We start from the raw sequence: 13,506 nt of genomic DNA, 5'->3' as shown, positions 1-13,506 counted from the left end.
CATCTGCTGCAAAGCAACCGCGAGGGGACCGAATGCCGTAAATCGTTACATCGTAATTATTCGTTACGTCTTAGTTATCTACTATCAGGGAACATCGCTCTTTATAAGCAATTCTTTATCAAAACGCGATTCCTTGAGCGCTTCCTTGACACGCTTCAAGTTATCTCTGAATTTAGCGCCGCGGCGTAAGGTAAAACCGGTTGCCAGGACGTCAATCACCGTCAGCTGCGCCAGACGGGAGACCATTGGCATATAGATATCCGTATCTTCCGGAACGTCCAGAGTGATGGCGAGCGTGGCTTCTCTTGCCAGCGGCGTGCCTGCCGTCGTGAGGGCGATAACCATGGCATCGTTTTCACGCGCCAGCTGCGCCAGCTCAACCTGACTTTTGGTGCGCCCGGTATGGGAAATCAGGACCACCACGTCATCCTCGCTACAATTCATACAGCTCATGCGTTGCAACACGATGTCATCGGAATAAATGACCGGGACGTTAAAGCGGAAGAATTTATTCATGGCATCATGCGCCACGGCCGCCGACGAACCGAGTCCGAAGAACGCAATTCGCTTGGCCTGGGTCAGCAAATCGACCGCCCGGTTAACGGAACTCATATCCAGCGACTGACGCACGTGGTCAAGCGTGGCCATGGCCGATTCAAATATTTTCGCCGTGTATGCATCTACGCTGTCGTCTTCATCCACATTGCGATTAACATAGGGCGTACCATTTGCCAGACTTTGTGCCAGATGCAGTTTAAAATCAGGAAAGCCACGCGTTTCCAGGCTCCGGCAGAACCGATTCACCGTCGGCTCGCTGACGCCTGCATCCTGTGCCAGAGCGGCGATGCTTGAATGAATCGCCTGAGCAGGCGAGGCGAGAATAACTTCAGCCACTTTTCGCTCGGATTTGCTAAGGTGTTCCAGTTGAAACTGAATTTTTTCCAGCATGTTCATGTTAACAGGACGCTCATGGGTGTAAACGATTTCATCCATAGATGAAATTGAGATTCGATTTAGCCGATATTACCCTCGTGGCTTCCATAAAGGGTAACAGTCGACAAGATAATGTTGTTGTTTTTTTTCATTACTTGATCGGTGTCGGGTTTTACTGTGACCGTGTTGCGCAAAGAATCGACGCTTGTTGCGTCATCAGGCCAGCGTAATCCTCTTAAGGGGTGAAAAATCGCCGTATCGCACGCGACGTTAAGCGCTAATGGTTTCGGGAATGACGTAAAAGCAGTACAGTGCATTGTAATAAAATTACAACGATACCTGGCAGAAGCACCAGGTGATCCAACTGAGGAGAATGACATGGCGGTAACGCAAACAGCCCAGGCATGTGACCTGGTCATTTTCGGCGCGAAAGGCGATCTTGCACGCCGAAAATTGCTGCCTTCCCTGTATCAACTGGAGAAAGCGGGCCAACTTCATCCGGATACCCGTATCCTGGGTGTAGGGCGCGCCGACTGGGACAAGGACGCATACACCAAAGTCGTGCGTGAAGCGCTCGAAACTTTCATGAAAGAGAAAATTGATGAAAGTTTGTGGGATACCCTGAGCGGACGTCTCGATTTCTGCAATCTGGATGTGAACGACGTGAGCGCGTTTACCCGTCTGGGTGAGATGCTGGATCAGAAAAACCGGGTCACCATTAACTATTTCGCCATGCCACCAAGCACCTTCGGCGCCATCTGTAAAGGTCTGGGCGAAGCGAATCTGAACGCCAAACCTGCGCGTGTGGTAATGGAAAAACCGCTGGGTACCTCACTGTCTACCTCCCGCGAAATCAACGACCAGGTGGGCGAATACTTCGAAGAGTGCCAGGTCTACCGCATCGACCACTATCTGGGCAAAGAGACGGTACTGAACCTGCTGGCGCTGCGTTTTGCCAACTCTCTGTTTGTGAACAACTGGGACAACCGTACCATCGACCACGTGGAAATCACCGTGGCCGAAGAGGTGGGTATCGAAGGCCGCTGGGGTTACTTTGACCAGGCCGGTCAGATGCGTGACATGATCCAGAACCACCTGCTGCAGGTACTCTGCATGATTGCCATGTCTCCGCCATCAGACCTGACCGCTGACAGCATCCGCGACGCGAAGGTGAAAGTGCTGAAGTCACTGCGTCGTATCGACCGTTCTAACGTGCGCGAGAAGACGGTGCGTGGTCAGTACACATCCGGCTTTGCGCAGGGCAAAAAAGTCCCTGGTTATCTGGAAGAAGAGGGCGCGAACAAGTCCAGCAACACTGAGACGTTCGTGGCGATCCGCGTGGATATCGATGACTGGCGTTGGGCGGGTGTGCCGTTCTACCTGCGTACCGGTAAACGTCTGCCAGCCAAATGCTCTGAAGTTGTCGTTTACTTCAAAAACCCTGAACTGAACCTGTTTAAAGAGTCGTGGCAGGAGCTGCCGCAGAACAAACTGACTATCCGTCTGCAGCCGGATGAAGGTGTGGATATCCAGATCCTGAACAAAGTGCCGGGGCTGGATCACAAACATAACCTGCAGACCACCAAACTGGATCTGAGCTACTCCGAGACCTTCAATCAAACGCACCTGGCGGATGCTTACGAGCGCCTGCTGCTGGAAACCATGCGCGGTATCCAGGCGCTGTTTGTGCGTCGCGACGAAGTGGAAGAGGCGTGGAAATGGGTCGACTCCATCACCGAAGCCTGGGCTGCCGATCAGGATCCGCCAAAACCGTATCAGGCGGGCACCTGGGGACCTGTCGCCTCCGTGGCGATGATCACCCGTGATGGCCGCTCCTGGAACGAGTTTGAGTAAGATAATCCTCTAGCCCGAAGGTGTTATTTTACCGGTAACATGATCTAACACAGCTAGTGGCACAATTTTTATACTTTTAAGCTCCGCGTGGATTCACCCGCGGGGCTTTTTTTATTACACTGCCGGAAGCGATTTTGCCCCTGAGCTCCGGACAGCAAGCGTTTCAGCGTTGTTAACAACTGCCAGCGACTTTGTAAACTCCCGAGCCCGGACAGATAAATTAGAGGAGCTTTTATGAATCCGACATTGTTACGCGTAACACAACGCATTATCGAGCGCTCGAAAGAGACCCGTTCGGCCTACCTCGCCCGCATTGAACAGGCTAAGACCAATACCGTACACCGCTCGCAGCTGGCCTGCGGTAACCTGGCGCACGGTTTCGCCGCCTGTCAGCCTGAAGACAAAGCCTCATTAAAGAGCATGCTGCGTAACAATATCGCCATCATTACCTCCTATAACGACATGCTCTCCGCGCATCAGCCGTACGAAGTGTACCCGGACATCATCCGTAAAGCGCTGCACAGCGTGAATGCGGTGGGCCAGGTGGCGGGGGGCGTGCCGGCCATGTGTGACGGTGTGACCCAGGGGCAGGACGGGATGGAGCTGTCGCTGCTGAGCCGCGAAGTCATTGCCATGTCTGCAGCGGTCGGTCTGTCTCATAATATGTTCGATGGCGCGCTGTACCTCGGCGTGTGCGACAAGATTGTCCCGGGGCTCGCCATGGCGGCGCTGTCGTTTGGTCATCTTCCGGCCATTTTTGTGCCGTCAGGTCCGATGGCCAGCGGTTTGCCAAACAAAGAAAAAGTGCGTATCCGCCAGCTGTATGCCGAAGGTAAAGCAGACCGCCAGGCGCTGCTGGAAGCGGAAGCCGCTTCCTACCATGCGCCGGGTACCTGTACCTTCTACGGTACGGCCAACACCAACCAGATGGTGGTGGAATTTATGGGGATGCAGCTTCCGGGCTCCTCCTTCATTCAACCCGATGCGCCGCTGCGCAAGGCTCTGACCGAAGCCGCCGCCCGTCAGGTGACGCGTCTGACCGGGAACGGCAACGAGTGGATGCCGCTGGGTAAAATGGTCGACGAGAAAGTGATCGTCAACGGCATCGTGGCCCTGCTGGCAACGGGGGGCTCAACCAACCACACCATGCACCTTGTGGCAATGGCACGTGCGGCTGGCATCCTGATCAACTGGGATGATTTCTCCGACATCTCTTCCGTGGTGCCGCTGATGGCGCGCCTGTATCCGAACGGTCCGGCAGACATTAACCACTTCCAGGCCGCCGGTGGTGTACCGGTGTTGATGCGTGAGCTGCTCAAGGGTGGTCTGCTGCACGAAGACGTGAACACGGTGGCGGGCTATGGTCTGCATCGCTATACCCTTGAGCCGTGGCTGAACAACGGTGAGCTGGACTGGCGTGATGGGGCGAGCGCCTCTCTTGATCCGCAGGTCATTGCTACCTTCGAACAGCCGTTCTCACGCCACGGCGGCACGAAAGTGCTGAGCGGCAACCTGGGACGCGCGGTGATGAAAACCTCTGCCGTGCCGGAAGAGAACCAGGTGATTGAAGCCCCGGCAGTGGTCTTTGAGAGCCAGCATGATGTTTTACCTGCCTTTGATGCGGGCCTTCTCGACAAGGATTGCGTGGTGGTGGTGCGTCATCAGGGACCCAAAGCGAACGGGATGCCAGAATTACATAAACTTATGCCACCGCTTGGTGTATTATTGGACCGCCGTTTCAAAATTGCACTGGTCACCGATGGACGCCTCTCGGGTGCCTCAGGTAAAGTGCCTTCAGCCATCCACGTAACGCCTGAAGCGTATGATGGTGGTTTGCTGGCTAAGGTGCGTGACGGCGACATCATCCGCGTCAATGGCCAGACAGGTGAGTTAACCCTGCTGGTGGACGAAGCCGAGCTGGCGGCCCGTCAGCCGCATATTCCAGACCTGAGCGCATCGCGCGTGGGAACCGGACGCGAAATGTTTGGCGCGCTGCGTGAGAAACTCTCCGGGGCGGAGCAGGGCGCAACCTGTATTACGTTTTAAGACGACTTGATTTTATCGATCTGGCGAGAGAAAACTCTGATGAAAAACTGGAAAACAAGTGCAGAAGCAATCCTGACCACTGGCCCCGTTGTGCCGGTTATCGTGGTGAACAAACTGGAGCACGCGGTACCGATGGCGAAAGCGCTGGTTGCGGGTGGCGTTCGCGTTCTGGAAGTGACCCTGCGTACCGCCTGCGCGATGGACGCGATTCGCGCAATCGCTAAAGAAGTGCCGGATGCCATCATTGGTGCGGGTACCGTTACGAACGCAAAACAACTGGCTGAAGTGACCGAAGCGGGCGCGCAGTTTGCCATCAGCCCGGGTCTGACCGAGCCGCTGTTAAAAGCGGCAACCGAGGGCACCATCCCGCTGATCCCCGGGATCAGCACCGTTTCTGAACTGATGCTGGGCATGGACTACGGTCTGAAAGAGTTCAAATTCTTCCCGGCAGAAGCCAACGGCGGCACCAAAGCGCTGCAGGCGATTGCGGGTCCCTTCTCTCAGGTGCGCTTCTGCCCGACGGGTGGCATCTCTCCGGCCAACTACCGTGATTACCTGGCGCTGAAGAGCGTGCTGTGCATCGGCGGCTCCTGGCTGGTACCGGCGGATGCCCTGGAAGCAGGCGACTGGGATCGCATCACCAGACTGGCTCGCGAAGCGGTTGAAGGCGCGAAGCAGTAAGCACCTCGCATCATGAAAAACGGGCCATCAGGCCCGTTTTTTTTATCCGTTAACGCTAACCGCGGCAGCGGCAGCTTTCGCCCTTGCCACGGCATCATCCACGCTATCGCCAGTGGCTAATGCCACGCCCAGTCGACGCGTACCGTCGATCTCCGGTTTCCCGAACAGGCGAACCTGCAGACCTGCCCCAACCGCGCCTTCAACGTTGTCAAAGGTGATGTTCTGGCTGGTCAGTTGCGGGAGGATCACCGCCGAGGCGGCCGGACCATACTGGCGAATACCACCAACCGGCAGGCCGAGGAACGCGCGCACGTGCAGGGCGAACTCGGAGAGATCCTGGGAAATCAGGGTCACCATCCCGGTATCGTGCGGGCGAGGGGACACTTCGCTGAATATCACCTCATCACCGCAGACAAACAGTTCCACACCGAACAGGCCGTAACCGCCCAGCGCCAGCACCGTTTTACGGGCGATCTCCTGCGCGCGCGCCAGCGCCAGGGCACTCATCTGCTGCGGCTGCCAGGATTCACGGTAATCGCCATCCTCCTGACGGTGTCCAATCGGATCGCAGAAATGGACACCATCAACGGCACTGACGGTCAGGAGGGTAATTTCGAAATCAAACTTCACCACGCCTTCAACAATCACGCGACCGGCTCCGGCGCGACCGCCCTGTTGGGCATAATCCCATGCCTTGTCCAGCGTGCTGCTGTCGCGGATGAAGCTCTGCCCTTTACCGGAGGAACTCATCACCGGCTTAATGATGCACGGATAGCCAATCTCCTCAACGGCCTGCAGGAAAGCAGCTTTATCGCCGGCAAAACGGTAGCCAGAGGTGGGTAATCCCAGCTCTTCCGCCGCCAGGCGACGAATGCCTTCGCGATTCATGGTCAGCTTCGCGGCCTTTGCACAGGGCACCACGCGCTGGCCTTCCTGTTCAAGGGCAAGCAGCGTATCGGTGGCGATGGCTTCGATTTCCGGTACGACAAAATCCGGTTTCTCACGCGTAATCAGCTCGCGCAGGGCATCGTCATCCAGCATGTTAATCACATAAGAACGGTGGGCAACGTGCATGGCGGGTGCATCGGCGTACCGGTCTACGGCAATGACTTCCACGCCTAAACGCTGACACTCAATGGCGACCTCTTTGCCCAGTTCACCCGATCCCAACAGCATTACACGCGTTGCCGCAGGTCGCAGCGCGGTTCCTAAACGAGTCATAACAATCCCCCTGAAAAAGTTGCGCGCAGTATAAACGAAAACGTTTGCGTGTGTCTTGATCGGGGCCCGTGCGCGGGGAAGAAATTTGCGCTTCTTTAGCCCCGCCAGACATTTCCTGACGCCTGCTCGCTTACGCTGTGGAATATGTACACCGTTAAGTGAGGGAAACCATGTCTGGCTGGTTAAATCAATTGCAATCACTGTTAGGGCAGAAAACGTCGCCATCCGGCGAGCAGGGGCTGAGCAAACTGGTCCCCGGGGCGCTCGGCGGGCTGGCGGGCCTGCTGGTGGCGAATAAATCCTCGCGCAAGTTGCTGGCAAAATATGGCACCGGCGCGTTACTGGCCGGTGGCGGAGCCATTGCGGGCACGGTTCTGTGGAATAAATACAAGGACAGAGTACGAACCGCACATAGCGATGAACCCGATTATGGTCAGCACACATCACCGTTGGATCTGCGCACTGAACGGCTGATCCTTGCGCTGGTTTTTGCCGCGAAAAGTGACGGGCATATCGACGATAAAGAACGGTCGGCGATTGAGCAGCAGCTGCGGGAGGCCGGTGTGGAAGAGCAGGGCAGAACGCTGGTGGCTCAGGCCATCGAACAGCCGCTGGATCCGCAGCGCCTTGCGCAAAGCGTAAAGAATGAGGAGGAGGCGCTTGAACTCTATTTCTTAAGCTGTGCCGCCATTGATATTGACCACTTTATGGAGCGCAGCTACCTCAATGCCCTCGGCGACGCGTTGAAGATCCCTCAGGACGTGCGCGACGGCATTGAGAAGGATATCAGGGAGCAAAAACAGGCGTTAGCGGGTTAACTGTCACCGTCGCGGTCATGTTTCGCTTGCATCATGCGCGTGTTTTGCCAACCTTATAGGGTGTAAAACTCAAAAGAAACATGACATGCCACCAAAAGCCCGACGTACTCCTTATGCGATCACCACGCATGGCGATACGCGCATTGACAACTATTACTGGCTCCGGGACGATTCGCGTTCCCGGCCAGAGGTGCTCGACTATTTGCACGCGGAAAATGACTATGGCCGCAAGGTCATGGCCAGCCAGCAGGCGCTTCAGGATCAGTTGCTGAATGAAATGGTGCAGCGTATTCCCCAGCGCGATGTCTCCGCACCCTGGACCAAAAACGGCTATCGTTATCGCCATATCTACGAGCCCGGTAATGAATATCCCATCTACCAGCGTCAGTCGGTGTTAAGCGCCGAGTGGGATGAATGGGATATTTTGCTGGATGCCAACCAGCGTGCTGCCCACAGCGAGTTTTATACGCTGGGCGGCATGTCGGTCTCGCCCGATAACGCCATTATGGCGCTGGCGGAAGATTACCTCTCCCGGCGTCAGTACGGCCTGCGTTTTCGCAATCTGGAAACCGGTAACTGGTATCCGGAGATGATTGCGAACGTTTCGCCGGATTTTGTCTGGGCGAATGATTCTGAAACCGTCTATTACGTGAAGAAACATGCCTCCACGCTGCTGCCTTATCAGGTATGGCGTCATACCGTCGGCACCAGTGCGGATGATGACGAGCTGGTCTACGAAGAGAAAGATGAAACGTTCTATGTCAGTCTGCATAAAACGTCGTCACGCCACTATGTGATTATCTTCCTCGCCAGCGCAACCACCTCTGAAGTTCTGCTCCTGGATGCCGAGCTGCCTGATGCGCAGCCGCTCTGCTTCCTGCCGCGTCGTAAAGATCATGAGTACAGCCTGGATCACTTCCAGCACAGCTTTTACCTGCGCTCTAACCGCGAGGGCAAAAACTTTGGCCTCTATAAAACCAAAGTACGCGATGAACGGAAATGGGAAGTGCTCATTCCTGCGCGGGAACAGGTGATGCTGGAAGGATTTACCCTCTTTACCGACTGGCTGGTGGTGGAAGAGCGCCAGCGGGGGCTGACCAGCCTGCGGCAAATTAACCGCAAAACGCGGGAGGTCATCGGGATTGCGTTTGACGATCCGGCCTATGTTACGTGGATTGGGTTTAACCCCGAGCCGGAATCTTCCCGCTTGCGCTATGGCTACTCGTCAATGACCACGCCGGATACGCTGTTTGAGCTGGACATGGAGACCGGACAACGTCAGGTGCTTAAGCAGTCTGAGGTAAAAGGGTTTGATTCCGATAACTACCGAAGCGAACACCTGTGGGTCACCGCCCGGGATGGCGTTGAGGTGCCCGTCTCGCTCGTCTATCACAAGGCGCATTTCCAGAAAGGGAAAAACCCGATCCTGGTCTACGGGTATGGATCCTACGGCTCAAGCATGGATGCCGATTTCAGCAGCAGCAGATTAAGCCTGCTCGATCGTGGCTTTGTTTTCGCCATCGCCCACGTGCGCGGTGGCGGCGAGCTGGGCCAGCACTGGTACGAAGACGGGAAATTCCTGAAGAAGAAAAACACCTTTAACGACTACCTCGACGTCTGCGATGCGCTAATAGAGCAGGGCTATGGCGATCCGCAGCTCTGCTTTGGCATGGGCGGCAGTGCGGGAGGGCTGCTGATGGGGGCGGCCATTAACCAGCGTCCTGACCGCTTCAAAGGGGTCATCGCGCAGGTTCCGTTTGTCGACGTGGTAACCACGATGCTGGATGAGTCTATTCCGCTGACGACCGGTGAGTTTGAAGAGTGGGGGAATCCTCAGGACGAGATCTATTACCGCTATATGAAAGAGTACAGCCCGTACGATAACGTGGAAGCTAAAGCCTATCCGCACATGCTGGTGACCACCGGTCTGCACGATTCACAGGTGCAATACTGGGAGCCCGCAAAATGGGTGGCTAAGCTGCGGGAGCTGAAAACCGATAATAACCTGCTGCTACTCTGTACCGACATGGACTCCGGACACGGCGGGAAATCGGGACGATTCAAATCGTATGAAGGGGTCGCGCTGGAGTATGCCTTTTTGATTGGCCTGGCGCAGGAAACGCTGCCAGGCCGTGCCGGAAGTTAAGCTTCACCCAGATAGTGCTTGAGCGTTAAGCGAAGCTCCGGGCTCATTTTGTCGAGGTTGTTATACAGCCAGCGCAGGTAGCCCGGATCTTTATCGGCGATATCGGACACCGCTTTGCCGCGGTATTTGCCAAAGGTGAAGGTGGTCAGCAGCGCCGGTCGCCCGGTGATCGTTGCCATATCATCCGGCGTCCAGCCAGAGGTATTCATAATATCTATGAGTAGCGCCGCGGTGATATAGCAGTCGTACAGGGCGCGGTGATGATGCAGCCCCTCGGGCGTTCTGACGCTGAGCTTACGCGATTTATACAGCGCCATATTGCTGTATTTGATCCCCGGCCACAGACGACGCGCCAGCTTCATGGTGCAAATCCATTCGCCGGGCATCTCGGGCAGTACCCGGCGGTCAAAGCTGGCGTTGTGCGCGACATACCACGGGCTACCGTAATAGTGCGGAATGACCTCTTCAATCCAGGGTTTATCTGCCACCATCGATTCTGTAATGCGATGAATGGCCATCGCCTGCGGGCTAATCGGGCGGTCGGGACGCACCAGATGGCTCATTGGATTGACGATTTTACCGTCAATGACGTCAACAGACGCCACTTCCACTATTCCGCCCTGAAGATCGCAAGTTTCGGTATCGATGACGCGCAGCATTGAACGCTCCTGAGCTAAAACGCTTAGCCTAAAGGAATGATATCGCCTTGCCAACCCTGTCGGCCCAGAGATCCGGTCAATAATAGTTCGCCCTTATCCGCACGGACAATCAGCTGGCCTTTTTCATCCCACAGCGCGCTACCGCCACGGGCGTTCGCCATTAACACGGCAATGGCATACCTGTGCGCGAAGCGCTGCAACGTGTTGATGGACTGGCGCCAGCGGGTATCGCCCACCGACTGACAGCTGGTAAACAGCGTCGCCTGCGGATCCAGATTGGGGGAATCGGCATGCGTATCAACAATCGTCAGCTGTTTATCACCCGGCACCAGGCTGGCTCCACTTCCCTGGGGGTAGCGCAGGATGCTGTGCCGGGACGGCGAAAACAGGGCGAGGCCCTTAACGCGCTGACCATTCAGATCAAGGGGCAGACCGGCAATGATGGTTATTCGGTAACGCTTTGCGGCGGCGAGCAAAGGGGCCAGCTGTGCGTCATCGGGTGGGGGAGGTAGGTCCGTCCTTCCCGGTCCTGTTAACGAGAGTTCAGGAAAGACCAGGAGATCGCACCGCTGTTGTGCCGCTTCCGCAACGAAACGGAGGTGGTGCGCTACGTGGTCATCTACACTGTGATGCTGCCCGGCATACTGGGCGGCGGCAATATTCCATTGTGACATCGTGACTTCCTTATACACAGAGTCGCAGGATTTAAGAATACACCTAAACTAATCAGGGTTTTCTTATCCTGGCATATTCCGCGTAAGGAAGTGTAACGAGTCGTTAAGCTTATTTAACTTTAGGTTCGTACGGCAAACGAGAGAGATTGACCGACGCGAGTCGGTGCGCAATCAAACGTTCGCGGAACCAGTCACGCAGATGGGCGGGTTGTTCACGTTCCACCACCTCAGCCACGATTGGCATGTTGTAACGCTCTTTAAACGCGACACCTGCGGCAGCGAGATCGACATTCACTTTATCCATCTCGTCCTGAGGAAGGGCAGCCAGATTGATCTTCATTACCTTCTCCTTTTTATGCGGCGGCAACGTTACCGCGATTGCACGATGATGACAAGCGGAGGTGGGATGATCCTCGACTCGATTATTATACAGCGTTATTCTTTAGCATACAGGCATAACAAAAAGGAATGATTGCGATGGGTTTATCCGCTTCCCGCGCGGTATGCGCGCTGGCTTTTCTCTTCTCTTCCGTTACAGCGACCCCGGTGCTGGCGCATGCGCACCTCCAGCAGCAAATCCCGGCAGCCGATAGCCAGGTAGCAGCTCCTCAGGCGCTTACCCTGAATTTTTCCGAAGGCATTGAACCCGGATTCAGCGGTGTCGTGGTGAAGGATGCACAGGGGAACGTGGTTAAAACCGGTGATATACAGCGTGACGAGCAGAATAAGGCCCAGTTCCATGTTCCGCTGGAGCAGACGCTGGTGACCGGCACGTACCGGGTTGACTGGCATGTGGTCTCGGTAGATGGTCACAAAACCAAAGGCAGCTATCGCTTCAGCGTGAAATAATATGCTGGCCTTCATCTATGTGGGGTTGCGCTTTATCCATTTCGGCGCGCTGATGCTGATTTTTGGTAATGCGCTGTATAGCGTCTGGTTCGCGCCGTCTTCTTTGTACCGTCTGATGTCCTGTCGTTTTCAGGCGCAGCAACAGATTGCGGCGCTGGTCAGTCTGACGTCAGCCATGCTGATGTTCATGATCCAGGCGGGGCTCATGGGCAACGGCTGGGGAGACGTGTTTAACCCGAACGTCTGGCAGAGCGTGCTGGCAACGCAGTTTGGTAGCGTGTGGCTGTGGCAAATTATCCTGGGTGCAATTGCGGCCTGTGTCGCCTGGCTTGCGCCCCAGAAAGGATCGCGACTCTTGCTGCTCGCCATGGGGCAATTTGTCCTGCTGGCAGGCGTAGGGCATGCTGCAATGAACGACGGTGCAGCGGGGGCGTTGCAGCGTATCAATCACGCTCTACATCTGCTCTGTGCCGCCACCTGGGTTGGCGGCCTCCTGCCGCTGCTGTATTGCATGCATCTGGCGAAAGGGCGCTGGCGGGTTGCGGCAATTTATACCATGATGCGCTTCTCTCGCGTGGGGCATTATGCCGTAGCGGGGGTAGTGCTTACCGGCGCGATCAATGGGCTCTTTATTCTGGGCATTACGCTGCCCTGGCAGACGGGCTACGTGCAACTTTTGTTGTTCAAATGTGCGCTGGTGGCATTGATGGTGGTAATTGCGCTGGTGAATCGGTATTTTCTGGTGCCACGGTTTGGTGCCCACATCGGGCGCGAACAACAGATTTTTATCAGAATGACACAGGCAGAGGTGGTGCTGGGGGCGTTGGTGCTGGCAACGGTCAGCCTGTTCGCGACCTGGGAACCCTTTTGACAAGGTTAAAAAGCATATGAAAAAGACAGTACTTTCTCTCTTATTGTTGGCCTGCACGGGTAGCGCGCTGGCGGCACCACAGGTTATTACCGTCAGCCGTTTTGAAGTGGGTAAGGATAAATGGGCGTTCAATCGTGAAGAGGTGATGCTGACCTGCCGTCCGGGTCATGCGCTGTATGCCATCAACCCAAGCACGCTGGTGCAATACCCGTTAAACGACGCGGCCGAGCAGCAGGTCGCCAGCGGTAAGAGCAGCGGACAGCCCATCAGCGTTATCCAGATTGACGACCCGTCCAGCCCGGGGCAGAAAATGAGTCTGGCGCCGTTTATCGAACGCGCTGACAAGCTCTGCTAGCTTTCGGTTTCCAGTAAAAAAAACCGCAGTGGCTTGCGAAAGCACTGCGGTTTTTCATATTTATTGATGTTTTGACGCTTTTTTTCCGGCCGCTTTAGCTGTGGACTGGAAAACCTGGCGTCGTCATCTATTCTTAAAAGGCAAGGCGACTTAGCCTGCATTAATGCCAACTTTTAGCGCACGGCTCTCTCCCAAGAGCCATTTCCCTGGACCGAATACAGGAATCGTATTCGGTCTCTTTTTATCTGATTGAAAGTAACGACAAAATCCACTTATCGACTCTCTCAGAAGGGACACTTCCAGTGAACCGCCTTCAACCATACCACACTACGGCAGGCGGAAGTCCAGCCCTTTTTGACGGTTTTGTTAAATTTTTGTATGTGGTTGGCAAAAGCAAGA

At 55.5% G+C, this 13,506-nt stretch carries 13 protein-coding genes; 8 read left to right on the top strand and 5 right to left on the bottom strand.

The genetic code is table 11. The features are described 5' to 3' along the window. Positions 1 to 84 precede the first annotated feature (84 nt). A complete protein-coding gene (locus EQV24_RS04605; protein WP_029882312.1) occupies positions 85 to 954 on the bottom strand; it encodes a MurR/RpiR family transcriptional regulator in 870 nt (289 codons plus the stop codon). Positions 955 to 1,311: 357 nt separating this feature from the next. Between EQV24_RS04605 and zwf the strand changes: the two genes are divergently transcribed. The 3 genes from zwf to kdgA all read left to right on the top strand — a co-directional run bounded on the left by zwf (position 1,312) and on the right by kdgA (position 5,514). Continuing rightward, positions 1,312 to 2,787 (top strand): glucose-6-phosphate dehydrogenase, encoded by a 1,476-nt coding sequence (gene zwf / locus EQV24_RS04600; RefSeq protein ID WP_014832396.1) that lies wholly within the window; start codon positions 1,312 to 1,314, stop codon positions 2,785 to 2,787. A gap of 234 nt (positions 2,788 to 3,021) precedes the next feature. After that, positions 3,022 to 4,833, top strand: a complete 1,812-nt coding sequence (gene edd, locus EQV24_RS04595; RefSeq protein ID WP_029882311.1) for a phosphogluconate dehydratase — start codon at positions 3,022 to 3,024, stop codon at positions 4,831 to 4,833. A gap of 39 nt (positions 4,834 to 4,872) precedes the next feature. After that, positions 4,873 to 5,514, top strand: a complete 642-nt coding sequence (gene kdgA / locus EQV24_RS04590; RefSeq protein ID WP_029882310.1) for a bifunctional 4-hydroxy-2-oxoglutarate aldolase/2-dehydro-3-deoxy-phosphogluconate aldolase — start codon at positions 4,873 to 4,875, stop codon at positions 5,512 to 5,514. A gap of 42 nt (positions 5,515 to 5,556) precedes the next feature. Here kdgA and purT read toward each other — a convergent pair whose 3' ends face one another. Then, complete coding sequence (gene purT, locus EQV24_RS04585; RefSeq protein WP_130626252.1) at positions 5,557 to 6,735, bottom strand: formate-dependent phosphoribosylglycinamide formyltransferase; 1,179 nt, start codon at positions 6,733 to 6,735, stop codon at positions 5,557 to 5,559. 170 nt (positions 6,736 to 6,905) lie between these two features. Here purT and EQV24_RS04580 point away from each other — a divergent pair, with 170 nt between their 5' ends. Beyond that, entirely contained in the window at positions 6,906 to 7,553 is a 648-nt protein-coding gene (locus tag EQV24_RS04580; RefSeq protein ID WP_020690815.1) for a tellurite resistance TerB family protein, read from the top strand. Positions 7,554 to 7,638: 85 nt separating this feature from the next. Further along, complete coding sequence (gene ptrB / locus EQV24_RS04575; protein ID WP_020690816.1) at positions 7,639 to 9,699, top strand: oligopeptidase B; 2,061 nt, start codon at positions 7,639 to 7,641, stop codon at positions 9,697 to 9,699. Here ptrB and exoX read toward each other — a convergent pair. From exoX to EQV24_RS04560, 3 genes are all read right to left on the bottom strand, one after another. Continuing rightward, positions 9,696 to 10,358 carry an exodeoxyribonuclease X gene (gene exoX, locus EQV24_RS04570; RefSeq protein ID WP_013096100.1) on the bottom strand — a complete coding sequence of 221 codons (663 nt, stop codon included), beginning with the start codon at positions 10,356 to 10,358 and terminating at the stop codon, positions 9,696 to 9,698. The two genes, ptrB and exoX, sit on opposite strands and share 4 nt — an antisense overlap. A 23-nt stretch (positions 10,359 to 10,381) precedes the next feature. Continuing rightward, a complete protein-coding gene (locus EQV24_RS04565; protein ID WP_023620454.1) occupies positions 10,382 to 11,032 on the bottom strand; it encodes a carbon-nitrogen hydrolase family protein in 651 nt (216 codons plus the stop codon). Between the two features lie 109 nt (positions 11,033 to 11,141). Continuing rightward, positions 11,142 to 11,372, bottom strand: a complete 231-nt coding sequence (locus tag EQV24_RS04560; RefSeq protein WP_013096102.1) for a DNA polymerase III subunit theta — start codon at positions 11,370 to 11,372, stop codon at positions 11,142 to 11,144. 137 nt (positions 11,373 to 11,509) lie between these two features. On the opposite strand from EQV24_RS04560, the gene yobA reads away from it, so the two are divergent. The 3 genes from yobA to EQV24_RS04545 are packed head-to-tail and all read left to right on the top strand — an operon-like array spanning position 11,510 to position 13,107. Beyond that, complete coding sequence (yobA, locus tag EQV24_RS04555) at positions 11,510 to 11,881, top strand: CopC domain-containing protein YobA (protein WP_130626251.1); 372 nt, start codon at positions 11,510 to 11,512, stop codon at positions 11,879 to 11,881. Position 11,882: 1 nt separating this feature from the next. Next, on the top strand, positions 11,883 to 12,752 hold the full coding sequence (copD, locus tag EQV24_RS04550; protein ID WP_130626250.1) for a copper homeostasis membrane protein CopD: 870 nt from the start codon (positions 11,883 to 11,885) through the stop codon (positions 12,750 to 12,752). A 16-nt stretch (positions 12,753 to 12,768) separates the two neighbouring features. After that, positions 12,769 to 13,107, top strand: a complete 339-nt coding sequence (locus EQV24_RS04545; protein WP_013096105.1) for a YebY family protein — start codon at positions 12,769 to 12,771, stop codon at positions 13,105 to 13,107. Positions 13,108 to 13,506 lie beyond the last annotated feature (399 nt).

Source organism: Enterobacter sp. A8, from assembly GCF_004296595.1.
Classification (GTDB): Bacteria; Pseudomonadota; Gammaproteobacteria; order Enterobacterales; family Enterobacteriaceae; genus Enterobacter; species Enterobacter cloacae.
The sequence above is the reverse complement of the archived record's forward strand: the minus strand, read 5'-3'. Positions and strand labels throughout refer to the sequence as shown.

Excerpts from the sequence above, each read along its gene's own strand:
- EQV24_RS04605 (WP_029882312.1), bottom strand. The coding sequence starts at position 954 with ATGAACATGCTGGAAAAAATTCAGTTTCAACTGGAACACCTTAGCAAA.
- zwf (WP_014832396.1), top strand. The coding sequence starts at position 1,312 with ATGGCGGTAACGCAAACAGCCCAGGCATGTGACCTGGTCATTTTCGGC.
- edd (WP_029882311.1), top strand. The coding sequence starts at position 3,022 with ATGAATCCGACATTGTTACGCGTAACACAACGCATTATCGAGCGCTCG.
- kdgA (WP_029882310.1), top strand. The coding sequence starts at position 4,873 with ATGAAAAACTGGAAAACAAGTGCAGAAGCAATCCTGACCACTGGCCCC.
- purT (WP_130626252.1), bottom strand. The coding sequence starts at position 6,735 with ATGACTCGTTTAGGAACCGCGCTGCGACCTGCGGCAACGCGTGTAATG.
- EQV24_RS04580 (WP_020690815.1), top strand. The coding sequence starts at position 6,906 with ATGTCTGGCTGGTTAAATCAATTGCAATCACTGTTAGGGCAGAAAACG.
- ptrB (WP_020690816.1), top strand. The coding sequence starts at position 7,639 with ATGCCACCAAAAGCCCGACGTACTCCTTATGCGATCACCACGCATGGC.
- exoX (WP_013096100.1), bottom strand. The coding sequence starts at position 10,358 with ATGCTGCGCGTCATCGATACCGAAACTTGCGATCTTCAGGGCGGAATA.
- EQV24_RS04565 (WP_023620454.1), bottom strand. The coding sequence starts at position 11,032 with ATGTCACAATGGAATATTGCCGCCGCCCAGTATGCCGGGCAGCATCAC.
- EQV24_RS04560 (WP_013096102.1), bottom strand. The coding sequence starts at position 11,372 with ATGAAGATCAATCTGGCTGCCCTTCCTCAGGACGAGATGGATAAAGTG.
- yobA (WP_130626251.1), top strand. The coding sequence starts at position 11,510 with ATGGGTTTATCCGCTTCCCGCGCGGTATGCGCGCTGGCTTTTCTCTTC.
- copD (WP_130626250.1), top strand. The coding sequence starts at position 11,883 with ATGCTGGCCTTCATCTATGTGGGGTTGCGCTTTATCCATTTCGGCGCG.
- EQV24_RS04545 (WP_013096105.1), top strand. The coding sequence starts at position 12,769 with ATGAAAAAGACAGTACTTTCTCTCTTATTGTTGGCCTGCACGGGTAGC.